General features: G+C 68.8%; 18 protein-coding genes. 10 read left to right on the plus strand and 8 right to left on the minus strand.

The annotated features are described in order from the left end of the window. The first annotated feature begins 162 nt into the window (after window positions 1–162). Genes MBR110_RS23425 through MBR110_RS23435 form a run of 3 tightly spaced genes read left to right on the plus strand, consistent with a single transcriptional unit; the run spans window position 163 to window position 2,088 of the window. Window positions 163–531, plus strand: a complete 369-nt coding sequence (locus MBR110_RS23425) for a response regulator (RefSeq protein WP_011881143.1) — start codon at window positions 163–165, stop codon at window positions 529–531. After that, on the plus strand, window positions 524–1,150 hold the full coding sequence (locus MBR110_RS23430) for a chemotaxis protein CheC (RefSeq protein ID WP_011881144.1): 627 nt from the start codon (window positions 524–526) through the stop codon (window positions 1,148–1,150). The genes MBR110_RS23425 and MBR110_RS23430 overlap by 8 nt, the downstream gene beginning before the upstream one ends. After that, window positions 1,147–2,088 (plus strand): GGDEF domain-containing protein, encoded by a 942-nt coding sequence (locus MBR110_RS23435; protein ID WP_011881145.1) that lies wholly within the window; start codon window positions 1,147–1,149, stop codon window positions 2,086–2,088. Before MBR110_RS23430 ends, MBR110_RS23435 begins: the two co-directional genes overlap by 4 nt. Window positions 2,089–2,135: 47 nt before the next feature. Here MBR110_RS23435 and MBR110_RS23440 read toward each other — a convergent pair whose 3' ends face one another. Beyond that, a complete protein-coding gene (locus MBR110_RS23440) occupies window positions 2,136–3,020 on the minus strand; it encodes an alpha/beta fold hydrolase (protein WP_034193763.1) in 885 nt (294 codons plus the stop codon). A gap of 211 nt (window positions 3,021–3,231) precedes the next feature. Here MBR110_RS23440 and MBR110_RS23445 point away from each other — a divergent pair, with 211 nt between their 5' ends. From MBR110_RS23445 to MBR110_RS23470, 6 genes are all read left to right on the plus strand, one after another. Then, window positions 3,232–3,564: a hypothetical protein gene (locus MBR110_RS23445; RefSeq protein WP_046425783.1), complete on the plus strand. Its 333-nt coding sequence runs from the start codon at window positions 3,232–3,234 to the stop codon at window positions 3,562–3,564. Between the two features lie 251 nt (window positions 3,565–3,815). Beyond that, complete coding sequence (gene hpnD / locus MBR110_RS23450; protein WP_014724262.1) at window positions 3,816–4,664, plus strand: presqualene diphosphate synthase HpnD; 849 nt, start codon at window positions 3,816–3,818, stop codon at window positions 4,662–4,664. A 4-nt stretch (window positions 4,665–4,668) separates the two neighbouring features. Next, window positions 4,669–5,925 (plus strand): hydroxysqualene dehydroxylase HpnE, encoded by a 1,257-nt coding sequence (gene hpnE, locus MBR110_RS23455; RefSeq protein WP_181709362.1) that lies wholly within the window; start codon window positions 4,669–4,671, stop codon window positions 5,923–5,925. A 15-nt stretch (window positions 5,926–5,940) separates the two neighbouring features. Further along, window positions 5,941–7,914 carry a squalene--hopene cyclase gene (gene shc, locus MBR110_RS23460; RefSeq protein WP_014724264.1) on the plus strand — a complete coding sequence of 658 codons (1,974 nt, stop codon included), beginning with the start codon at window positions 5,941–5,943 and terminating at the stop codon, window positions 7,912–7,914. Between the two features lie 3 nt (window positions 7,915–7,917). Continuing rightward, window positions 7,918–8,625: a phosphorylase gene (locus MBR110_RS23465; protein WP_011881151.1), complete on the plus strand. Its 708-nt coding sequence runs from the start codon at window positions 7,918–7,920 to the stop codon at window positions 8,623–8,625. 187 nt (window positions 8,626–8,812) lie between these two features. Beyond that, the gene (locus tag MBR110_RS23470) at window positions 8,813–9,976 is read left to right on the plus strand and encodes a GGDEF domain-containing protein (RefSeq protein ID WP_045578355.1); all 1,164 of its coding nucleotides are present in this window, start codon (window positions 8,813–8,815) and stop codon (window positions 9,974–9,976) included. Window positions 9,977–10,210: 234 nt separating this feature from the next. On the opposite strand, the gene MBR110_RS23475 is transcribed toward MBR110_RS23470, so the two are convergent. Further along, window positions 10,211–11,278: an MlaA family lipoprotein gene (locus MBR110_RS23475; RefSeq protein WP_041494040.1), complete on the minus strand. Its 1,068-nt coding sequence runs from the start codon at window positions 11,276–11,278 to the stop codon at window positions 10,211–10,213. Next, on the minus strand, window positions 11,271–13,904 hold the full coding sequence (locus MBR110_RS23480) for an MMPL family transporter (RefSeq protein ID WP_059461545.1): 2,634 nt from the start codon (window positions 13,902–13,904) through the stop codon (window positions 11,271–11,273). The genes MBR110_RS23475 and MBR110_RS23480 overlap by 8 nt, the downstream gene beginning before the upstream one ends. 328 nt (window positions 13,905–14,232) lie before the next feature. Between MBR110_RS23480 and MBR110_RS23485 the strand changes: the two genes are divergently transcribed. Then, window positions 14,233–14,829 (plus strand): MlaC/ttg2D family ABC transporter substrate-binding protein, encoded by a 597-nt coding sequence (locus MBR110_RS23485; RefSeq protein WP_011881155.1) that lies wholly within the window; start codon window positions 14,233–14,235, stop codon window positions 14,827–14,829. 247 nt (window positions 14,830–15,076) lie between these two features. Here the strand turns inward: MBR110_RS23485 and MBR110_RS23490 are convergent, their stop codons facing one another. From MBR110_RS23490 to MBR110_RS32625, 5 genes are all read right to left on the minus strand, one after another. Then, complete coding sequence (locus tag MBR110_RS23490) at window positions 15,077–15,721, minus strand: response regulator (RefSeq protein WP_011881156.1); 645 nt, start codon at window positions 15,719–15,721, stop codon at window positions 15,077–15,079. A 32-nt stretch (window positions 15,722–15,753) separates the two neighbouring features. Next, window positions 15,754–17,136 (minus strand): cache domain-containing protein, encoded by a 1,383-nt coding sequence (locus MBR110_RS23495; protein ID WP_060122661.1) that lies wholly within the window; start codon window positions 17,134–17,136, stop codon window positions 15,754–15,756. A gap of 116 nt (window positions 17,137–17,252) precedes the next feature. Then, on the minus strand, window positions 17,253–18,815 hold the full coding sequence (locus tag MBR110_RS23500) for a sensor domain-containing diguanylate cyclase (RefSeq protein WP_181709363.1): 1,563 nt from the start codon (window positions 18,813–18,815) through the stop codon (window positions 17,253–17,255). A gap of 444 nt (window positions 18,816–19,259) precedes the next feature. Further along, window positions 19,260–21,434: a malate synthase G gene (locus MBR110_RS23505; protein ID WP_011881159.1), complete on the minus strand. Its 2,175-nt coding sequence runs from the start codon at window positions 21,432–21,434 to the stop codon at window positions 19,260–19,262. After that, the gene (locus tag MBR110_RS32625; RefSeq protein WP_181709364.1) at window positions 21,431–21,853 is read right to left on the minus strand and encodes a heme-binding protein; all 423 of its coding nucleotides are present in this window, start codon (window positions 21,851–21,853) and stop codon (window positions 21,431–21,433) included. Before MBR110_RS32625 ends, MBR110_RS23505 begins: the two co-directional genes overlap by 4 nt. Between the last annotated feature and the right edge of the window lie 196 nt (window positions 21,854–22,049).

The raw sequence follows: 22,049 nt of genomic DNA on the forward strand, positions 1-22,049 counted from the left end.
TGCGCCCGCCGGCGATTGCGGCGCGGTGTGTCGCGTGCTTCGTGCCGCGCCGCCCGCGTGCGATTGCAAGGCGGTGCCAGCGTTTGATTGCACGGCGCCTCAAGAACGGCGCCGAGCGGTCGTTAACGCGAGAGAGACCATTCCGTACACCGCTTCGCTGCCATGCCTTTGCCGATCGTGATCGCCGACGACTCCTTGCTCGCCCGCAAGCTTTTGACCAAGGCGTTGCCGGGAGACTGGGACGTTGACGTAGCATATGCGGCGAATGGTCATGAGGCCCTGGCGCTCTATCGTGACGGCAAAGCTTCCGTAATGTTTCTGGACCTGACGATGCCCGACATGACTGGCTATCAGGTCCTCGAGACACTGCGCCACGAAGATCTGAACACGTTCGTGATCGTGGTATCCGCCGATATTCAGCCGCAGGCGCGAGCCCGCGTGCGCGAACTCGGCGCGATCGCATTCGTAGCCAAGCCCGTGACGTCGGAGGCATTGCTGCCCATTCTCAAGGAGTATGGGTTGTATGCCTGAATCGGTGTTCACGGCGGAGCAACGCGACGCGTTGCAGGAAATCGCCAACCTCGCGATGGGTCGTGCCGCTGCACGGCTCGCGCTGCTGCTCGGCCACTTCATCGAGCTGTCGGTCCCGCGCGTGCGGGTCGTCGGGGCGTCGGAAGCCGGCGCCGCGCTGCGCGAGATGACGGGGATTCACGAGAACGTGACGGCCGTACGCCAGGGCTTCCGTTCCGACATCAAGGGCGAGGCGATCGTGCTGTGCCGCACCGCCGGCGTCGCGCGGCTCATGTCGCTGATGGAGCGCACGTTCGGCGACGGCGTGTATGCCGGCATGGCGACGCAGGACGAACTCGTGTTCGACGTCGCCAACGTGCTGATGAGCGCGTGCGTCGCGTCGATTCTCGACGAACTCGGCCGCAAGCCGGTGTTCTTCCCGCCCGGGCTGCTGGGCGCGAACGTGTCGTTCGAGGACGTATTCCAGCCGAACGCGCTCGCATGGAGCGTCGCGTTGCTGCTGGAAGTGAACTTCGGCCTCGAGGATCACGGGTTCCGCGCGCACTTCGTGATGCTGATGGCCGAGGATTCGATCCGGCTGATGGGCGACGCGCTCGACGCGTTGCTGTCCGCGCTATGAATACCGCCGGCACGCCGTCGTTGAGCGATCTCGTGATCGAGCGGGTCGGTTTCGGCCTGTTCGTGCTGGATCGCGCGATGAACGTGCTGATGTGGAACCGCTTCATGCAGGACCACAGCGGCACGGTGGCCGCCGACGTGATCGGCCGCAACCTGTTCGACTGCTTTCCGGATCTGCCGCGCGCGTGGCTCGAGCGCAAGCTCCAGAGCGTGTTCCAGCTCGGCAGCTTCGCGTTCAGCTCGTGGGAGCAGCGGCCCTACCTGTTTCGCTTCGAGCACGACCGGCCGATCACCGGCGGCGTCGACTACATGCAGCAGGACTGCACGTTCATGCCGCTCACGCGCGGCCGCGACGTCGAGGCCGTGTGCGTGACGATCTCGGATGTCACGCACGTGAGCGTGATGCAGCGCGAGCGCGAGGAGGCGGTCGCGAAGCTGCGCGAACACGCGAACGTCGATGGCCTGACCGGCATTGCGAACCGGCGCTACTTCGAAGCGCGGCTCGGCGACGAATTCGCGCGCTGGCAGCGCTACGGCGGCGACCTGTCGGTGCTGCTGTTCGATCTCGATCACTTCAAGACGATCAACGACCGCTTCGGGCATGCCGTCGGCGACGCGGTGCTGCGCGAGACCGCGCGCCGCGTGGCGTCGATCGTGCGCGCCCAGGACACGTTCGGCCGCTTCGGCGGCGAGGAATTCGCGCTGCTGCTGCCCTGCACGAATCTCGACGAGGCGCTGCTCGTCGCCGACAAGGTGCGCGACGCGATCGGCAGCACGCCGGTCGAGGCGGAAGGCGTCAGCGTGGCGGTGACCGCGAGCGTCGGCGCCGCGTATGCGACGCCGGGTCTCGCATCGTGCGACGTGCTCGTCAACGGGGCCGACACCGCGCTGTATCGTGCGAAGCGGCTCGGACGCGACCGCTCGGTCGCGTTCGGCTGAGCGCGGCGGCGCGGCGCGCAGCACTCGCATCGCGCGAGGCGCGCGGCTCAGCTTTTCGCGATATCCGCCAGCACGCCGGCGAGCACGGCCGGCTGCGACATGAACGGCGAATGGCTGCTGTCGAGCTGGTGTACGTGGGTCGGATTGTCGGGCGCGAATGCATCGGCTTCGTCGATGAAGCGTTGTTGCAACGCGGGCAGCAGCACGCGGTCGGCCAGGCACTTGATGTAATGGCGATCGATCGCGCCCCAGCGCGCGGCGCTGGTCGGGATCGCGGTGGCGAACGGCGCGGCCGGCACGTCGCAGGTCATCAGGTTCGCGACTGCGTCGAAATCGGCTTGCGGCACGTCGTCGTACAGCGCCTGTTTCAACTGCGCGCGATAGGCCGCATCGCCGCTGCGCGGATCGATCCGCAGCGCGCCGGTCACGCGCGGGCTCGCCAGCATCAGCGCGCCGAGCATGTCGCCGTGGTTCTCCGGCGCACGCACGTAGTCGAGGCCGGGCACGCCCGACGCGGGCATGAACGCCGCGAGATAGACGAGCTTCGCGATCTTCTCCGGCGCGCGTTCCGCGGCGGCCGTGATCGCGAGGCCGCCCATGCTGTGCCCGACCAGAACGACCTTGCCGCGGCCGAGCGCATACGCGTCGTCGACGGCCTGCAGCACCTGCGTCGCGTAGTCGTCGAGCGTGGTGTTCGCGACCGGCGACGGCTCCGCGCCGAACGCGTCCTTGTCGAGCGGTCGTGCGAGATACGACGCGGGAAAGCGGGCATTGATGCCGTGCGCGGGCAGGTCGCGCGCGATCGACAGATAGCCGCGCGCGGCCAGCGCGGCCGCGACCGGCGCATAGGACCATGCGCCGTGCCACGCACCGTGCACGAGCACGAAAACGGGATGGTCGGACTGCTGGGCGGCGGTTACGTTCGTCTCCATGGCGTTCGTCTTGTTCGAGAGAGGTGTCCATCTTAGACGATGCGGCGCGCGTGCAAGCATGCGGACGCACATCGCGGCACGCGCCCGCCCCGCCGTTGCGTTGCGCGCGAAATGGCGCTATTTTGTGTCGTACAGATCACATTTCATAGTGATCTGATTTCAATGTGTCACGAAGCGCGCCAATTTGGCGCTTTCGTTCCGATTGCGCCCCATGAACGTCGACTATCTCTTCTACCGCAAGCCGGACAAGCCCGGCCCCTATTCCCTCGACGATCTCGGTGACGTCGCGCCGCCGATCGGCCCGACAGACGCCGTGCGTGCTGGCATCATGCGCGTGTTCGACGAGATCGACTGGCACGAATCGCCCGACGTGCCCGGCGCGTGGTTCGGCACCGGCGCGTCGTCGTTCCAGTTCACCGCGGAGCCCGACGGCCGCGTGACGAGCTTCATGGGTTCGCGGCTCGACCGTCGCGCGATGCTGCAACTCACGCGGGAAATGGGCCTCATCGCGCTCGACCTGCAGCGCGACATCGTTTACGGCTGAGGCCGCCCCGATGCCATTGCACGCGGGCGCCCGCCGCGCAGGCCCCGCGCGGCGGCCCGCGACGCGCGGAGAGTCTCCGCCATCGAACTTCAAAGATTGCTATACTTTCGCCCAATTCCGGCTTCCGGCCGGTAATTTATGCCTGTCTGCGTCGATCGTTCGCATATCTCGCACGCATCCGACGCCCTGACCAACCCAGCCGGGCCTGGCCTCTTCAATCGCCCCGCGTGGGTGTCTCCGTGGAGCTCGTCTTGGCCGTTTCCAATCTCGTCGTGGACGAACAAGAAACCGACGCCGCTGCCGTCACATCGGGCAGCTCCTTCTATCTGGCGATGCGCATCCTGCCGGCCGCGCAGCGCGACGCGATGTTCCAGGTCTACGCGTTCTGTCGCGCCGTCGACGACATCGCCGACAGCGACCTGCCGCGCGCCGAGCGCAACGCGGGCCTCGACCGCTGGCGCGCGGACATCGACGCGTGCTTCGCCGGCCAGCCGCCGCGCCATCTGGTTGCGCTCGAGCGCGAGATCCGCGCGTTCGACCTGCGCCGCGAAGACTTTCACGCCATGATCGACGGCATGGCGATGGACGCCGCCGAGGATATCTGCGCGCCCGACGAGCCGACGCTCGACCTGTTCTGCGATCGCGTCGCCAGCGCGGCCGGCCGCTTGTCGGTGAGGATTTTCGGGATCCCCGAAGCGGAAGGCATCGAGCTGTCGCACCATCTCGGCCGCGCGTTGCAGCTGACGAACATCCTGCGCGACATCGACGACGACGCGGCGATCAACCGCTGCTACCTGCCGCGCGAGCTGCTCGCGCGCGAGGGCATCGCGATCGCCGATCCCGCGACGATCGTGCGCGACCCGGCGCTGCCGCGCGTGTGCGCGACGCTCGTCGAACGCGCGCTCGCGCACTTCCGCGCCGCCGATGCGGTGATGGACACCTGCACGCGCGCGCAGGTGAAGGCGCCGCGCATCATGTCGGGCGCGTATCGCTGCATTCTGGAAGCCGCGATCGCGCGCGGTTTCGCGTATCCGCGCGCGCCGCTGCGCAAGCCGAAGGCGCGCATGCTGATGATCGCCGCGCGCTACGCGCTGTTCTGAGCCGATGCCCAGAACCGTCCACGTGATCGGTGCAGGACTCGCCGGCCTGTCGGCCGCCGTCGAGCTGCAACGCCGCGGGCGGCGCATCGTGCTGCACGACGCGCATGCGCAGGCGGGCGGCCGTTGCCGCTCGTGGTTCGACGGGATGCTGAACACGACGCTCGACAGCGGGCTGCATCAGGTGTTCGCGGGACAGACGGCGACGCAGCGCTATCTGCGCGGGATCGGCGCGGCCGACCAGCTGACGGGGCCGGCGCTCGCCGAATACCCGGTGGTCGACGTCGCGTCGCAGCAGCGCTGGACGCTGCGCTTCGGCACCGGACACTGGCCGGCCTGGCTGTTCGACGCCGCTTCGCGCGCACCGGGCACCACGCCGCTCGACTACGCGGCGCTCGCTGCGCTCGCGTTCGCGCGCCCGGGCCGCTCGCTCGCGCAGACGATGCGATGCGACGGCGTGCTGTGGGACCGCTGGCTGCGGCCGTATTTCCTCGCGGCGCTGAATGTCGAGCCGCGCCACGCGAGCGCGGAGCTCGCGCTTGCGGTGCTGTGCGGGATGTTTGCCGCGGGCGGCGCGGGCTGCCGGCCGCTCGTCGCGCGCCACGGGCTCGGCAGCGCGTTCGTCGAGCCGGCGCTGCGGATGCTGCAGCACGGCGGCGCGCAGATCCGGCTGAACTCGCGGCTCGATGCACTCGAATTCGGCGCGCACGGCAATGCGCTCGACGCGGTCGCGATCGGCGGCGAGCGCATCGATCTCGCGCCGGGCGATGCGGTCGTGCTGGCCGTGCCGCCCGAGGTCGCGCAGCCGCTCGTGCCCGAGCTCACCGCGCCCGATGCGTTCAGCGCGGTCGTGACCGCGTATTTCGCGCACGACACGCCGGCGGCAGGCAGCGCGCTGCAGACGACGGTGATCAACGGCGTCGTCGACGCGGTGCGCAGCGGCGCCGGCGCGCTCGCCGCGACGATCCGCGATGCGGGCCGCTGGCTCGACATGCCGCGCGATGCGCTCGCGCGGCGCATCTGGGAAGATGTCGCGCGCGTGAGCGGCGCGCGTCCGGAACCGCTTCCCGCGTGGCAGCTCGTGGTCGAGCCGCGCGCGGGCTTTGCGGCGGTGCCGTCGCAGGAAATGAAACGTCCGGCCGTGCGCACGCGCTGGACCAATCTCGTGCTGGCGGGCGACTGGATTGCCACCGGTTTGCCCGCCACGATCGAGGGCGCGATCCGTTCCGGCCAGCTGGCCGCGGACGTGCTCCAGACACAGTAAGCAACAGAGGGACCGATGAACGATCTCACCGATATGGCTAACCTGTCCGCCGGCACCGTGCCGGCCGGACTCGACGCGTCCGTCGCCCGCGCGACCGACGCGCTGCTGGCCGCACAGAACGCGGACGGACACTGGGTCTACGAACTCGAAGCCGATTCGACGATTCCCGCCGAATACGTGCTGCTCGTCCACTTTCTCGGCGAGACGCCGAATCTCGAGCTCGAACAGAAGATCGGCCGCTATCTGCGCCGCATCCAGCAGGCCGACGGCGGCTGGCCGCTGTTCACCGACGGCGCGCCGAACGTCAGCGCGAGCGTGAAGGCGTATTTCGCGCTGAAGGTGATCGGCGACGACGAGAATGCCGAGCACATGCAGCGCGCGCGGCGCGCGATCCACGCGATGGGCGGCGCCGAGATGTCGAACGTGTTCACGCGCATCCAGCTCGCGCTGTTCGGCGCGATTCCGTGGCGCGCGGTGCCGATGATGCCGGTCGAGATCATGCTGCTGCCGCAGTGGTTCCCGTTCCACCTGTCGAAGGTGTCGTACTGGGCGCGCACCGTGATCGTGCCGCTGCTGGTGCTGAACGCGAAGCGTCCGCTCGCGAAGAACCCGCGCGGCGTGCGGATCGACGAGCTGTTCATCGACCCGCCGGTCAACGCCGGGCTGCTGCCGCGTCAGGGCCACCAGAGCCCCGGCTGGTTCGCCTTCTTCCGCGTGGTCGACCATGCGCTGCGCGCGGCGGACGGCCTGTTCCCGAGCTACACGCGCGAACGCGCGATCCGCCAGGCCGTGTCGTTCGTCGACGAGCGCCTGAACGGCGAGGACGGGCTCGGCGCGATCTATCCGGCGATGGCCAACGCCGTGATGATGTACGACGTGCTCGGCTATCCCGAAGATCATCCGAATCGGGCGATCGCGCGCAAGTCGATCGAGAAGCTGCTCGTCGTGCACGACGACGAAGCGTATTGCCAGCCGTGCCTGTCGCCGGTGTGGGACACGTCGCTCGTCGCGCATGCGCTGCTCGAAACCGGCGACGCGCGTGCGGAGCAAGCTGTGCTGCGCGGCCTCGACTGGCTGCGTCCGCTGCAGATCCTCGACGTGCGCGGCGACTGGATCTCGCGCCGTCCGAACGTGCGCCCCGGCGGCTGGGCGTTCCAGTACGCGAACGCGCACTACCCCGACGTCGACGACACGGCCGTGGTCGTGATGGCGATGGATCGCGCGCAGAAGCTGCAGAACACGGACACGTATCGCGAATCGATCGCGCGCGCGCGCGAATGGGTCGTCGGCATGCAGAGCAGCGACGGCGGCTGGGGCGCGTTCGAGCCGGAAAACACGCAGTACTACCTGAACAACATCCCGTTCTCCGATCATGGCGCGCTGCTCGATCCGCCGACGGCCGACGTGTCGGGCCGTTGCCTGTCGATGCTGGCGCAGCTCGGCGAAAGCGCGCTGAGCAGCGAGCCGGCCCGCCGCGCGCTCGACTACATGCTCAAGGAGCAGGAGCCGGACGGCAGCTGGTACGGGCGCTGGGGGATGAACTACGTGTACGGCACGTGGACGGCCCTGTGCTCGCTGAACGCGGCCGGCCTCGGGCCGGAAGATCCGCGCGTGAAGCGCGCCGCACAGTGGCTGCTGTCGATCCAGAACAAGGACGGCGGCTGGGGCGAGGACGGCGACAGCTACAAGCTCAACTACCGCGGCTTCGAACCGGCGCCGAGCACGGCGTCGCAGACCGCGTGGGCGCTGCTCGGCCTGATGGCCGCCGGTGAAGTGAACCACCCGGCCGTCGAGCGCGGGATCGGCTACCTGATCGCGCAGCAGAACGACGAAGGCCTGTGGGACGAGACGCGCTTCACGGCGACCGGCTTCCCGCGCGTGTTCTATCTGCGCTACCACGGCTATCGCAAGTTCTTCCCGCTGTGGGCGCTCGCGCGCTATCGCAACCTGAAGCGCGCCAACGCGACGCGCGTGACGGTCGGGATCTGACGCGTGGCTGCGACGCTGCACACCGGCACGTTGCCCGTCATCGCCGTCACGGGGATGGCGTTCGAGGCGCGCATCGCGCGCGGTCACGGCGTCGAGGCCGTATTCGCCGCGCGCGCCGACCGGCTCGAGCGCGCGCTCGCCGAGGCGACCGCGCGCGGTTGTGCGGGCATCGTGAGCTTCGGCACGGCGGGCGGGCTCGCGCCCGATCTGGCGCCGGGCGCGCTCGTGATCGCGGACGCGATCGACGGGCCGTTCGGCCGCGTGCAGACCGATCCGGCCTGGAGCACGCGGCTCGTCGCCGCGTTGCACGACACGCCGGTGTGGTCGCGCGTCACGCGCGGCACGATGGCGGCCGTCGGCGCACCGGTGGTCAGCGAGCAGGAAAAGACGTCGCTGCATCGCGCCAAGGGCGCGCTCGCGGTCGACATGGAATCGCATATCGCAGCCGCGTTCGCGGCGTCGCGCGGCGTGCCGTTCGCGGTGTGCCGCGCGATCGTCGATCCCGCCTGGCGCACGCTGCCGCGCGCGGCGACGGCCGGGCTGCGCGACGACGGCAGCACGGCCATCCTGCCGATCCTGCGCGAACTGCTGAAGCAGCCGTCGCAGCTCGGCCCGCTGCTGCAGGTGGCCGCCGACGCGCGCGCGGCGCGCACGACATTGATCCAGGCGCGGCACGCGTTCGAGCGTGCGGGCGCGATGCGGATGGTCTGAGCGGCGCGCGCCGCGTTTCGTTTCTCGTGCCGCTGCATTGCCTGATTTCGCGCACGCGCACACGAGCGTCGTTCGCGGAAAATCGAGCGTCGGGATTGCGGCTGCCGCGATGATCGATACACCGTCGTCGAGATTCGCGCCGCGTTCCGCGGTAATCTGGCGAATCCCGATTTGGTCTACGACTGACATGCTCGATCCTGCCATGGCGATCGCCACATCCGCACTCATGAGCGCGGTGCTGTTGGTGCTGCTCGGTTCGCTGCTCCGATCGGGGATACCGGGCGTGCTCGAATGGTTCGCCGCCAATGTCGCGACCGTCATCGCTCTGCCGCTGTTCCTGATGCGGTTCAGGATTCCGGATACCCTGTCCGTCGTTGCTGCAAACATGCTGATGGCATGGGCGGCCGTCGCCTACTATGCCGGCTGTGCCCGTTTTCTGGGGCGTCCGGCCCACTGGCCGGTGCTGATGGTCTCCCTTCTGCCGCTGGGAATCGCGCTCGTCTACTGGCGCTATGCGGTCGACAGCATTCCGCTTCGTGTACTCGTCACCACGCTGTTCACTGCTGCGGTTTGCATCGCGGTCGCGCTTCTGGTGCTCCGGCACCGCCCGTCCGGACGATCGGCCTATTCCTATCGCGTGACCGCCGCGATGGCATTCCTCTTCGCGTTATGCCAGATCGCGCGCGGGATCTATTTCATGACGCTGGACGAAGCGTCGAGCCCGCTGATGTTCGCCTCCACCGGCAACGTGATCTTGCTGGTCGCGGCCGCGGCGATCATGCCGACGCTATCGATGTCCTCGATGATGATGGTGCACGACGTACTGCTCGCCGACGCGCGCGAGGCCGCGAACCGCGACTTCCTCACCGGCGCGCTTTCGCGCAAGGGCTTTGAAGCCGTTGCACACGTCCAGTTGGCGGAAGCGGGCAGGCAGGGTTCGCCGACCGCGCTGCTGATCGTCGATCTCGATCATTTCAAGGCGATCAACGATACGCTCGGCCATGCTGGCGGGGACGCCGTGCTGCGCGAATTCGTCCGCGTGACGCAGATGCAACTGAGGCGTGGCGACGTGCTTGGCCGCATGGGCGGCGAAGAATTTGCCGTGCTGCTGCCGGCAACGGCGCTGGACGACGCGCGGGCCATCGCGGAGCGACTGCGCCATGCAGTCGCCGCCCAGCCCATGACGACCGCCGCCGGGCCGTGTCGATACAGCATCAGTTGCGGCGTGGCCGGCTGGCGAGCGGGCGAAACCCTGGACCACCTGAGCGCGAGAGCGGACGCAGCCCTCTACGAGGCGAAGCGCTCGGGACGCAACCGGGTGTGCCTTCACGGGGACCTCGCCATCGTGTAACGGCGAGCGGTTGCGCTGCGCGTCGGGCACGCGTGCGGGGGCTTCTACACGGCTTCGTGACGGCGACCTGGTAGCGATCTCGCGGGCTTGCTCGAACGGATCGCGCCATACCGCGTCAACCATGCTGCCGCCCAAGAAACAAAACCCCATGTTCCGAGAAACATGGGGTTCGTCGACGGTTCGAGCGCTGCATGATGCAGCGCTCGCCGGCATTGCGGCCGGCGCGGTGCCGCGTTACTGCGCGGCAGGCGCGCTCGCGGGGAGCGTCGGCATTGCCGGCGCGATCGGTGCGCCGTTGGCGGCCGGCGCAGTCGTTGCGCCGGTCGACGCCGATGCAGGCGTTGCCGGCGCCGCAGCGGGTGCTGCAGACACAGCAGGCACGGCGGACGCGGCAGGCACGGCAGAAGCCGCCGCCGCGCTCGCAGGCATCGCACTGTCCGCGCCCGGATCGTCGTACTGCGGCAAGCCGGCCGCGGCCGGCGCATTGTTCGGCGCTGCACCCGCTGCGCCGCCCGCGTCGCCCGGATCTTCGTAATTCGGCAGCCCCGGCGCGGACGGCGCGGCCGCCGGCGCCGCGCCCGATTCATCGGGCTGCGCGTAGTTCGGCGCTTCGGCCGACGCCGATTCGCCGTGGAACGTGAGCGACTTGCGCTGCTGCAGATACGCATCGCGGACGAACGAGTACGGATCGAGCGCCGCCTGCTTCAGCAGATCGGTCGCGCCGAGCAGGTCCGAACGCGCGCTGACGAACTGCGCGATGTACATCGGATTGCGCACGGCCGGCTCGATGTAGTTGAGCAGGTTGAAGCGCACGTCGACCGCGCGGCCGACGCCGTCGCGGATCGTGCTCGGCCCGAACACCGGCAGCACCAGGTACGGACCGGCCGGCATGCCCCAGCGCGCCATCGTCAGCCCGAAGTCCTGGTGATGCTTCGGCAGCCCTGCGGGCGTCGCGATGTCGATCAGGCCGCCGACGCCGAATACCGAGTTCATCGCGACGCGCATCAGATCCTGCGTCGCGTCGGTAATGCGCAGCTGCAACAGGTTGTTCGCGATGTTGCCGAGGTCGCCGAGGTTCGAGAAGAAGTTGCTGATCGCGGTACGCAGCGGCGTCGGCGTGATCTTCTGATAGCCCTTCGCGATCGGCTGGGCGATGTGCGTGTCGACCGTGTCGTTGAACGTGTACACCGCTCGATTCACCGGCTCGAACGGGTCGTTGGGGTTGCGGTTCGGGCCCGTCGCGCAGCCGCTCAGCAGAGCGCCGGCGGCGACGGTCACCGTCATGATTCGCACCTTATTCATTGTTTCCTTGCGATTGGTTCTTGACGCGCTTCACGCGCGGTTTGCCCATCAGAACGGGCTGAAATACCACGGCGCCGATCAGCGTGCAGGTCAACGCGAGCGCGAGCAGCTTGCCCATGCTCGACGTGCCCGGATGGTGCGATAGCCACAGGCTGCCGAACGCGGTCGCCGTCGTCGCGGCGCTGAACAGCACCGCGTGCGTGAGGCTCGAATGCAGCAGCCCCGTCTGCCCGGCGCGCCACGCCATCACGAAGTACACCTTGAACGCGACGCCGACGCCGAGCATCAGCGGCAGCGCGATGATGTTCGCGAAGTTCAGCGACATGCCGAGCACGACGCACATCTCGAGCGTCACGAGCCCTGACACGAGCAGCGGCACCAGCGTGCGCAGCACGTCGCCGAAGCGGCGCAGCGTGATCCACAACAGGATCGTGATCGAGATGATCGACCACAGCGCCGCGTGCTGGAACGCCTTGATGATCGTCTCCGCGGAATGCAGGATCGAGATCGGGCCGCCGATCGCGCCCGGTTCGGCCGCCTTCACGGCCTTCGCGAAGCGGCGCAGCATCGTGTCGTCGTTCGGGTCGACGCCCTTCGGCACCTTCGGCGAAATCTGCACGAGCGCGTGGCCGTCCGGCGCGACCCAGTCGCGCACCAGTTGCGGCGGCAACGATTCGCGCGTCACGTCCTGCGGTTGCAGCAGCGTCGCGAGCTGCTCGAGCGCGATACGCAGCGTGTCGGAGAACGCGTGTTCGGCGCGATCGCGCGTCGCGGCGTCGGCTGCGGCGAGCTTCGCGAGCGATGCCGACAGGTGCTGCGCGGCGGCCGCGCCCGGGCCCGGATGATCTTCCGCCGCGTAGCTCAATAGGTCCGACACGCGCTTGAGCGCGGCGACGCGCTGCGCGTCGGTGGCGGGCGGCGCGGCCGGCTGCGTGAGCGCGGGCAGCAGATCGCTCGCGGCCGCGGCGATCGCCGCGCGCTTCTCCGGCTGGTCGGTCGGAATGAACGTCGACAGCGTCGTCGTGCGCCCCACTTCCGGCAGCGCGTCGAGGCGCTTGGCGGCCGCGTCGGCCGCGGCCAGCGACGGCGCGAGCAGCGTGACGTCGTTGACGGCCGCTTCGGGCGAATCCTTCAGCGCGAGCAGCGTCGCCATCGATTCGCTGTGCGGATCCTTCAGGTGCAGCGGGTTGAAGTCGAAGCGCAGGAACAGCAGCAGCGGCAGCGCGCCGATCACGACGCCGAGCGTGCCGATCAGGATCGGCTTGCGATGGCGATCGAGGAAATCGTCGACCGGCGCGAGCCACGGGAAGCCCGGCGTCTTCGATTCGCCCGGCGGCGCGAACAGGCGCAGCAGCGCCGGCAGCAGCGTGAGCGTGCTCAGCAGCGCGATGAACATCCCGACGCCCGCGATCAGGCCGAGCTCGGACACGCCGCGATAGGCGGTCGGAATGAACGAGAAGAAGCTCGCCGCGACCGCCGTGGTCGCGAGCGCGAGCGGCATGCCCATCGAGTGCGCGGCGCCGATCAGCGCGTGATCGATGCGCGGGTCGCGGAAGCGTTCCTCGCGGTACTTCACGCCGTACTGGATCGAGAAATCGACGCCGAGGCCGACGAACAGCACCATGAACGCGACCGAGATCATGTTCAGCGAACCGACCATCGCGAGGCCGAGCGCGGCCGTCACGACGAGGCCGACGAACAGCGTGACCAGCACCGAGCCGATCATCCGCTTGGAGCGCAGCGCGAGCCACAGGATCACGAGCACCGCGAGCAGCGTGAGCACGCCGTTGAGCGCGGCGCCGTCTTCGACCGAGGCGAATTCGTCGTCGGCGAGCGGCTGCTCGCCGGTGATGCGCACGACCGCGCCATAGCGTTGCGTGAGGTCGAGCGCCTTCGCGGTGTCGCGGATCACCTGCGTGGTTTGGGCGCCGGCCTTCAGCGCGCCGTAGTTCACGACCGGCTGCACCGTGACGAACGCGCGCGCCGGCTGCCGTGCGGCGTCGGCGTCGACCAGCCCGCGCCACGAGAACGCGGCCGGCTTGCCGGCCAGCACGTCGTCGACCGTCGCGGCGCTGCGCGCGAGCAGCTTGGCCATCTCGGGCAGCTTTACCTGGCCGGTCAGCAGCGGCTGGCCGAGCAGCGTGGACAGCGTCGTCGCGAGGCCCGTCAGGCTCGGGTTCTTCGCGAGCTCGTTGACGAGCGGCCGCGCGCTCGCGAGTTGCGTCGTCGTGTCCGACACTTCCTGCGGCGACAGGAACAACAGGCCGTTGTGCTCGAAGAACGGCCCGCCGCCGGGCTCGGCGACCTGGCCGATGCGGCCCGCGTCGGACTGCTTTTGCAGCGCGCCCGTGAGCGCGTGCGCGGCGGCCGTCGCGAACTCGGGCGCGGGCGCCTCGACGACCGCGAGGATCGTGCCGTTACGTTGCGGGAACGCGTTGTCGACCGCCTGACCCAGCGCGGCCCATTGCGGCTCGGCATCGACGAGCTTGCTGATGTCCGTGTTGATCTTGAAGTGCTGTGCCACGTACACGCCGCTGCATGCGGCAATGACGAGCGACAGCACGACGACCAGGACGGGGCGGCGTACCGACCATGCAACGAGTCGGATGATGAGAGATGTCACCATTTGGCGGTGGGGAGCGGCTGGCAAGGGCAAAGCAACGAGTATACCGGCGCAACGTGCGCTCGGTCGTGACGATGGCTCGTAAAGGGGCGGGAAGGATATTTGCTCCGCATAGCGGGAATCGGCCCCGCGCACCGGCAATTGGTAAGCGTGTGCTTAATAATCGGCACGCCTCGCCGCGCTATGCAGCGGCTGTGACAAAGGGGGCTGAAAGGTAACAGTCGGTCACGGCACGGCAGGCGCGCGTGCGGGCCGCTATACTTCGACCCACCGGCCGCTGCAATCGGTGCAATGCGCCGGCCGTTTTTTCTCATCGAGTGCGAATATCCGTATGAAACGTCATCTGTTTGCTTTCGTCGCGGCGGCCGCCGTGTCGGTTTCCGCTTTCGCGCAGAGCGCGCCGGTCGACGTCGTCCGCAATGCGGTCGAAGGCACCGTCAATGCGATGAAGGCCGATCCGGTCGCGCGCAGCGGCAACATGGCGAAGGTCACGCAAGTCGTCGAGCAGCGCTTCCTGCCCGCGACGAACTTCGAGCGCACGACGCGCATCGCGGTCGGCGACGCCTGGAAGCAGGCGAACCCGCAACAGCAGCAGGAGCTGTACAAGCAGTTCAAGCTGCTGATGACGCGCACCTATGCGGCGTCGCTCGCGCAGCTCGGCAGCCAGGACGCGAAGTTCTCGTTCAAGGCCGGCGGTGCATCGGGCGCCGATGCGCTGGTGCAATCGACGGTGACGACGCCCGGCGACAGCCAGTCGGTCGGCTACCGGCTCGGCAAGGTCGGCAACGACTGGAAGATCTACGACATCGACATGTCGGGCGCATGGCTGATCCAGGTCTATCAGGGCCAGTTCAAGAGCCAGCTCGCGTCGGGCGGCATCGACGGCTTGATCGCGTATCTGCAGAAGCACAACGCGCGCACGAACTGAGCGACGCGCTCGGTCGGTCCGTATGAATCAAGGGCGCTCCAGGGCGCCCTTTTTCATTGGCGTGCGGCCGAAATCCAGCGGGCGTGCGCAAGCGGTCGACGGGGTAGCACACGTCGCGTGAACGGGGCGATGCCGTGGCGGGCCATCCGCTCGGCAGGCGACGGCCTTCTTTTGCCGCCGCCGCCGCGCATGGCGACTGCGCGACGGTGGAACTGCCACGCGACGCACGCGCGCCCTGCCCGCCCCGCTACCGCCGCCGATGCTCGACCGCGAACTTGATCAACTCCGCCTGCCCTTCGATGTCGAGCTTGCGTTTCAGATTGAGCCGGTGCGTCTCGACCGTGCGCACCGACAGCCCCGTCTGCTGCGCGATCTGCTTGCTCGACAGCCCCTCGGCCAGCGCGTCGAGGATGTCGCGTTCGCGCGGCGTCAGCCGGTCGAGCGGCGACGCGGTCGCGCTCGCGTGGATCATGCGCGCGGCCAGCCCTTCGCTGAAAAACGTCTGCCCGGCCAGCACCGCGCCGATCGCGCGCACGATCTCGCTCGCCGGCGAATCCTTCAGCAGATAACCGCTCGCGCCGGCGCGCACCGCTTGCGTCACGTATTCGAGGTTGTCGTGCATCGACAGCATCAGCACGCGAATCGCCGGAAAGCGCTCGTGGAAGACGCCGGCAAGCGTGATGCCGTTCATCCCGTTCATGCCGACGTCCATCAGCGCGAGATCGGGCTCGAGCGACGCGGCGAGCGCGAGCGCCTCGTCCGCGTTGCCGGCTTCGCCGACCACGGACAGGTCGGCGGCCTCGAGCCGCATCCGCAGCCCGTCGCGCACCAGCGGGTGATCGTCGACGAGCAGCAGTCGGGCGGCGGGCCGGGCGGTGTCGGGTGGGCTCATCGGCAAAGGTCTCCGGTTATGGTGGCGCGCCGTCACGCGACGGCGCGCAGCGGCACGCGCGCGGCCACGACGGTATGGCCGACCTGCGACGCGATCGTCAGCGTGCCGCCGAGCGCGTCGAGGCGCTCGCGCATGTTGCGCAGCCCGATCCCGCGGCGCGCGTCGGTTTGCGTACGCTCGGCATCGAAGCCGCAGCCGTTGTCGGCGATGCTCAGCGTGACCGCATGTGCGCCGACGTCGAGCGTGACGGCCGCGCGCGACGCATGCGCATGATGCACGATGTTGCTGAGCGCTTCCTGTGCGATCCGGAACAGCGCCGTGTTGACGGGCGCCGGCAACGGCCGCGCGCCGCTGTGCGCGACCTGCGTGTAGCCGATGTCGATGCCGCTTTGCTCGCCGAGCTCGCGCACGAGCTGCTCGAGCGCGGCCGCGAGGCCGAGATCGTCGAGCATCGCCGGGCGCAGCGCATGGGAGATGCGCCGCACCTCGCGCAGCGTGTCGCCGAGCCGGCCGATGCCGGACGCGAGCGCCTGCTCGGCTGCGGGCATGCGCGTCGCGCCGCGCTCGAAGCGCGCGAGCGCGGATTCGAGCATCAGCTTCGCCGACACCATCATCTGGCTGATCCCGTCATGCAGTTCGCGCGACAAGCGCTCGCGCTCCTGTTCCTGCGATTCGACGACGCGCTGCGCGAGCTGCTTGAGCTTTGCGTCGGCGCTGCGCGACTCGCTGACGTTGAGCACCAGCGCGCACACGGCGATCGCCGCGGCGCCGGTCAGCGCGATCGCGGTGAGCCAGCTCATCGTGCGCTCGATGTTCGCCGACGCGCGCGCGTCGATGCGCTGCAGCGCGGTGTCGACGTCGTCGAGATAGATGCCGGTGCCGAGCATCCAGCCCCAGCGATCGAGCGCGACGACGTAGCCGAGTTTCGGCGCGATCCTGCCGGTGGACGGCCGCTGCCACGCGTAGCGCACGTAGCCGCCGCCGTGCGACGCGGCGCCGATCAGCTGCTGCATCGTCAGCGCGCCTTGCGGGTCGCGCATCGACCAGAAGTTGTGGCCGACCCGCTCGGGCTCGCGCGGATGCATCAGCGAATTGCCGTGCAGGTCGTATACGAAGAAATAGCCGTCCGGGCCGAAGTCCATTTTCTGCAGCATCGCGAGCGCCTGCGTGCGCAGCATCGCGTCGTCGCGGCCGTTGCGGCCGCTCGCTTCGTACAGCGGCATGATCGCGCTGGTCGCGAGCTCGACGTAATGCTTGAGCTCGCCTTCCTTGCTCGCCAGATACGCCGCCTCGATCGTCGCGTGCTGCGTGCGAGCGAGCGAGGTCGCCTGCTGGCGCACGCCGAAGCCGATCCCGGCGATCGCGAGCAGGAACGGCACGATGGCCAGGAGGAATATCTTCGCCTTGAGTCTCATGGTGGTCCGAAGCGGGCGCGGCGGTGCGCACGCGTGCCGCGCGCGGCGGCGCGGCGAGCCGACATTGTCGGCGATTTTGCGGTGCGCGGCGACGGCCGGTGCCGGCCGGCCGCCGCTCAGGCGCGGCGCGGTGCGCGGTCGCCGTCGGCCGCCGTGTGCACGACGACCTGGTTGCGCCCGCTCGCCTTCGCGCGATACAGCGCGTCGTCGGCGAGTTTCAGCGCGGCCTGGATGGTGTCGCCGCGTTCCGGATAGCAGGTCGTCACGCCGATGCTCGCGGTCACGCGGCCGCACATGCCCGCGTCGTGGCGGATGCCGAGATCGAGGATGCCGGTGCGGATCGTCTCGGCGATCGCGACGGCGCCGTCCGTGTCGACGTCGGGCAGCACGACGACGAATTCCTCGCCGCCGTAGCGGGCCGCGTAATCGGCCGGCCGGCGCAGGCAGCCGGCGATGCAGCGGCCGACCGCGGCGAGCGCATCGTCGCCGGCCTGATGGCCCTGTGTGTCGTTGTAGCGCTTGAAATGATCGACGTCGACGAACAGCAGCGACAGCGCGTGCTGCGAGCGCGCGGCGCGCCGCCATTCGCGCGCGAGCGTGACGTCGAGCATGCGGCGGTTGTCGAGCCCGGTGAGGCCGTCGGTGCGCGCCAGCGCCTGCAGCTCGGCTTCCGCGCGCTGGCGCTTGCGCAACTGCACGTCGAGCAGCAGCGACAGCCCGATGAAGCCGATCGCGAGCGCGACCATCGCCGAGCCGATCGGGATCGCGCGGTCGTACCACGCGGCGTAGGTGTCGGCTTCGGAGCGCGCGACCATCAGGATCAGCGGCAGGTTCTCGAGGTGGCGGAACACGTACAGGCGGCGCACGCCGTCGATCGTCGCGGTGTCGGTGAAACTGCCCTCGCTTGCCGTCATGAAATGGCGGAACGTGCTCGCATGGCTGATGTCGCGGCCGACGATCGACGGATCGTACGGTTGACGCGCGACCATCCGGCCGTTGGTCTTGATCAGCGCGACCGAGCCGCGATCGCCGAGCGCCAGCCGCGCGAACAGGTTCTGGAAATATTCGAGCCGGATCGACATCACCGCGACGCCGCCGAACGAGCCGTCGGGCCGCGTGATCCGTCGGCTGAGCGCGATGCTCAGGGAGCCGTCGCGCAGGCGCGAATGGTAAGGGTCGCTCACGTACAGCCCGACGTCCGGATGATCGCGATGGACGGCGAAATACGCTTCGTTGGCGAAATTGGCCTTGCGCGGAACGTCGGTCTTGCAGTCGACCGCGATGTCGCCGTTCGCGTCGAGCACGTAGATGCCGCCCAGGTACTTGGCCGTCGTCGCGCGGTCGAACAGCACCTGGCGCCGCAGCGGCATCGGCAGATTGGCGACTGCTGGGTCGTTCGCGCCGTCGACCACCGCCTGTAGCGACAGCGAGTAGATTTCGATGTTGCGCTCGATGTCCCACGACGCCATCAGCGCGACGTTCTGCTGCGTGGTGCGGGCGCGGTCGCGCGCGTCGATGCGACCTTCGTACAGCACGATCGCGCACAGCAGCAACAGCAGCAGACCGATCAACAGCCCCGAGTAGAAGATCAGGTGCGGCAGCAGCGCACGGCGCACGCGAGCGACGACGCGGCCGGTCCGGCGGGATTCGCGGGGCACTGCGTAGTCGGTTTCAGCCATGGCGCATGGAACGATGGGCATCGCGGCCGGACGGCGAGCCGATGCGATTATTCGTGTGACACGTAGCTGGCGGTCCGATACGCGCCCCCGGGGCGCCCGCGCTGACGGACCATCGAAAGACGAATGCCGATCGTCGGCAATCGCATCCGGGCGAACCGATCAGATCGCGTTCGCGGATGGGTTTATTCGTGAATCGAAGGTCGTACGAATCGTGCCGCAGATGGGTCCGAGTATAACGCGCGCATCAAGTGGCGCTGAATATGTCGCGCACCGTTGATTCGGATCAAATTGGGGTTTTAACCTCTACTTGCAAATTGCGCGCGGAAGGCAATTGGGCGACCGATTGCGCGGACGCGCGCCGCGATATTCATATTGAAAAACGGGCGGCCGAAATCGGCCACCCGTCTCGTCAAAACGCATGCGGGAAATCCCGCGTGCGGCTGCTTACGCGCTTTGCTGTTGCGCCTTGAACGCGAGCCGGAACCGATGCAGCAGCGGCTCGGTATAGCCGCTCGGCTGCGACGTGCCCTGCAGCGCGAGCGCGCATGCCGCGGCGAACGCGGTGGACTGCTCGTAGTCGGGCGCCATCGGCCGGTAGTTCGGATCGCCCGCGTTCTGCTGGTCGACGACGCGCGCCATCCGCTTGAACACGTCCAGTACGAACGCCTCGGTGATCACGCCGTGGCGCAGCCAGTTCGCGATGTGCTGGCTCGAGATGCGCAGCGTCGCGCGGTCTTCCATCAGGCCGACGTCGTGGATGTCCGGCACCTTCGAGCACCCGACCCCTTGTTCGACCCAGCGCACGACGTAGCCGAGGATGCCCTGCGCATTGTTCTCGACTTCGCTCAGGATCTCGCTGTCGCTCCACTCGGCGCGTTCGACCACCGGGACCGTCAGCAGCCCTTCGAGCAGCGCGTCGCGCTCGCTCGCGTACGGCGTCTTTTCGAGCGCCTGCTGGACGGCCTGCACGTCGACGAGGTGGTAATGCAGCGCGTGCAGCGTCGCCGCGGTCGGCGACGGCACCCACGCGGTGTTCGCGCCGGCGCGCGGATGCGCGATCTTCTGCTCGAGCATCGCGTGCATCAGGTCGGGCATCGCCCACATGCCCTTGCCGATCTGCGCACGGCCGCGCAGGCCGGCCGACAGGCCCGCGAGCACGTTGTTGCGCTCGTAGGCGGCGATCCACGCCGACGACTTCATGTCGCCCTTGCGGATCATCGGGCCGGCTTCCATCGCGGTGTGCATTTCGTCGCCGGTGCGGTCGAGGAAGCCGGTGTTGATGAACGCGACGCGCCCGGCCGCCGCCGCGATGCAGGCGGCGAGGTTCACGCTGGTGCGGCGCTCCTCGTCCATGATGCCCATCTTCAGCGTGTTGCGCGGCAGCCCGTACAGATCCTCGATGCGCGCGAACAGCGTGTCGGCGAACGCGACCTCGACCGGGCCGTGCATCTTCGGCTTCACGATGTAGATCGAGCCGGTGCGCGAGTTGCGCTTGGCCTTCCGGTCGTGCAGCGCGCACAGCGTCGTGACGACGCCGTCGAGGATCCCTTCCGGAATCTCGTTGCCGTCGCGATCGAGCACCGCGCCGTTGGTCATCAGATGGCCGACGTTGCGCACGAACAGCAGCGAGCGGCCGTGCAGCGTCAGCGTGCCGCCGGCCGGCGTCGTGTATTCGCGGTCGGCGTTCAGGCGGCGCGTGAAGGTCTTGCCGCCCTTCGCGACTTCCTCGACCAGCGTGCCCTGCATCAGCCCGAGCCAGTTGCGGTACAGCTGGACCTTGTCGTCGGCGTCGACCGCCGCGACCGAATCCTCGCAGTCGATGATCGTGCTGACCGCCGCTTCGAGCACGACGTCCTTCACGTTTGCGAGGTCCGCGCGGCCGATCGGTGTGGACGCATCGATCTGGATCTCGACGTGCAGGCCGTTGTGCTTCAGCAGGATCGCGGACGGCGCGCCGGCTGCGCCCTGGTAGCCGACGAACTGCGCAGGCTGCGCAAGGTGCACGACGCCGCTGGCGGTTTCGACGGCGAGCTGGCCGTCCTCCACGCGGTAGCGCAGCGCGTCGCGATGCGAACCGCTCGCGAGCGGCGCCGCGTTGTCGAGCACGTTGCGCGCGTAGTCGATCACGCGCTGTCCGCGCGTCGGGTTGTAGGCCGTGGTGCGCTCGGCGCCGCCGTCTTCGGGCAGCGCATCGGTGCCGTACAGCGCGTCGTACAGGCTGCCCCAGCGCGCGTTCGCGGCGTTCAGCGCGTAGCGCGCGTTCGACAGCGGCACGACGAGCTGCGGGCCGGCCTGCGTCGCGATCTCGCTGTCGACGTTCGCGGTGGCTGCCGCGACGTTCGACGGGACCGGCACGAGGTAGCCGATTCGTTCGAGGAATGCGCGGTACGCGGCATGGTCGCGTACCGGGCCGGGGTGCGCGCGGTGCCACGCGTCCAGTTCGTGCTGCAGGCGCTCGCGCTCCGCGAGCAATTCGCGGTTGCGCGGCGCGAACTCGTGCACCAGCGCCGAAAAACCGCTCCAGAATGCGGCCTTGTCGATGCCGGTGCCCGGCAGTGCTTCGTCTTCAATGAACTGGCTCAGCGCTGGCGCGACTTGCAGTCCTGCTTGGTCGATCATCGTGATTCCTCCCGGGGAATGGAAAACGCGCGCGGATCAGGCCGCGACGCTTTGTATGCCGCGCGGGCGAGCCGTGCATCCGGTCCGGACTCTACGCCGGACACACCGATCGCGCCCGCAATACGGCCGCCCGCCGTGACCGGCGCGCCGCCTTCGGGCAAGCCCGCGCGCGGCGCGCCCGGAAACGCGGTGCGGCCACTGTGGATCATATCCCCATACGCGCGCGTAGCGCCCCGGGCGGCGTCAAGCCCCGGCGCGATCGTGCCCGGCGGCGCGTCAAGATCCGGTATGCGCGGGCGTGCTACTGTCGTCGATCGTGCTGCCGGTCGGTGCCGCGCTTGCCTTCGCCGGTGCGCAGACCGGGGGCGTTGCGGCCTTCGGGCGAGCCATTGCGACATCAGCGCGCTTCGTCGCCGCATGCGGCTGTGGAGGCGGAACGATCTCTGGCGTGCGCGGTTCTACAATGCGGTGACGGCGCATCCCTTCGGTCAGGGCCGGCAGCGCTGCTGCGCGAGCATGTCCGAGTGTGCGTTGGCTGCACCTGTGAGCGCGACGAATCGCAGTGTGTGATGCGGTCGACAGTTGCCGCTGTCGTGATCGACATGACTCGCATCG

The organism is Burkholderia sp. MBR-1 (assembly GCF_013822785.1).
In the GTDB taxonomy this organism is placed as follows: Bacteria; Pseudomonadota; Gammaproteobacteria; order Burkholderiales; family Burkholderiaceae; genus Burkholderia; species Burkholderia vietnamiensis.

Bases quoted from the DNA above. Each gene is read 5' to 3' on its own strand.
- MBR110_RS23425 (WP_011881143.1), top strand. From the start codon at position 163: ATGCCTTTGCCGATCGTGATCGCCGACGACTCCTTGCTCGCCCGCAAG.
- MBR110_RS23430 (WP_011881144.1), top strand. From the start codon at position 524: ATGCCTGAATCGGTGTTCACGGCGGAGCAACGCGACGCGTTGCAGGAA.
- MBR110_RS23435 (WP_011881145.1), top strand. From the start codon at position 1,147: ATGAATACCGCCGGCACGCCGTCGTTGAGCGATCTCGTGATCGAGCGG.
- MBR110_RS23440 (WP_034193763.1), bottom strand. From the start codon at position 3,020: ATGGAGACGAACGTAACCGCCGCCCAGCAGTCCGACCATCCCGTTTTC.
- MBR110_RS23445 (WP_046425783.1), top strand. From the start codon at position 3,232: ATGAACGTCGACTATCTCTTCTACCGCAAGCCGGACAAGCCCGGCCCC.
- hpnE (WP_181709362.1), top strand. From the start codon at position 4,669: ATGCCCAGAACCGTCCACGTGATCGGTGCAGGACTCGCCGGCCTGTCG.
- shc (WP_014724264.1), top strand. From the start codon at position 5,941: ATGAACGATCTCACCGATATGGCTAACCTGTCCGCCGGCACCGTGCCG.
- MBR110_RS23470 (WP_045578355.1), top strand. From the start codon at position 8,813: ATGCTCGATCCTGCCATGGCGATCGCCACATCCGCACTCATGAGCGCG.
- MBR110_RS23475 (WP_041494040.1), bottom strand. From the start codon at position 11,278: ATGAATAAGGTGCGAATCATGACGGTGACCGTCGCCGCCGGCGCTCTG.
- MBR110_RS23480 (WP_059461545.1), bottom strand. From the start codon at position 13,904: ATGGTGACATCTCTCATCATCCGACTCGTTGCATGGTCGGTACGCCGC.
- MBR110_RS23485 (WP_011881155.1), top strand. From the start codon at position 14,233: ATGAAACGTCATCTGTTTGCTTTCGTCGCGGCGGCCGCCGTGTCGGTT.
- MBR110_RS23490 (WP_011881156.1), bottom strand. From the start codon at position 15,721: ATGAGCCCACCCGACACCGCCCGGCCCGCCGCCCGACTGCTGCTCGTC.
- MBR110_RS23495 (WP_060122661.1), bottom strand. From the start codon at position 17,136: ATGAGACTCAAGGCGAAGATATTCCTCCTGGCCATCGTGCCGTTCCTG.
- MBR110_RS23500 (WP_181709363.1), bottom strand. From the start codon at position 18,815: ATGGCTGAAACCGACTACGCAGTGCCCCGCGAATCCCGCCGGACCGGC.
- MBR110_RS23505 (WP_011881159.1), bottom strand. From the start codon at position 21,434: ATGATCGACCAAGCAGGACTGCAAGTCGCGCCAGCGCTGAGCCAGTTC.
- MBR110_RS32625 (WP_181709364.1), bottom strand. From the start codon at position 21,853: ATGCGGCGACGAAGCGCGCTGATGTCGCAATGGCTCGCCCGAAGGCCG.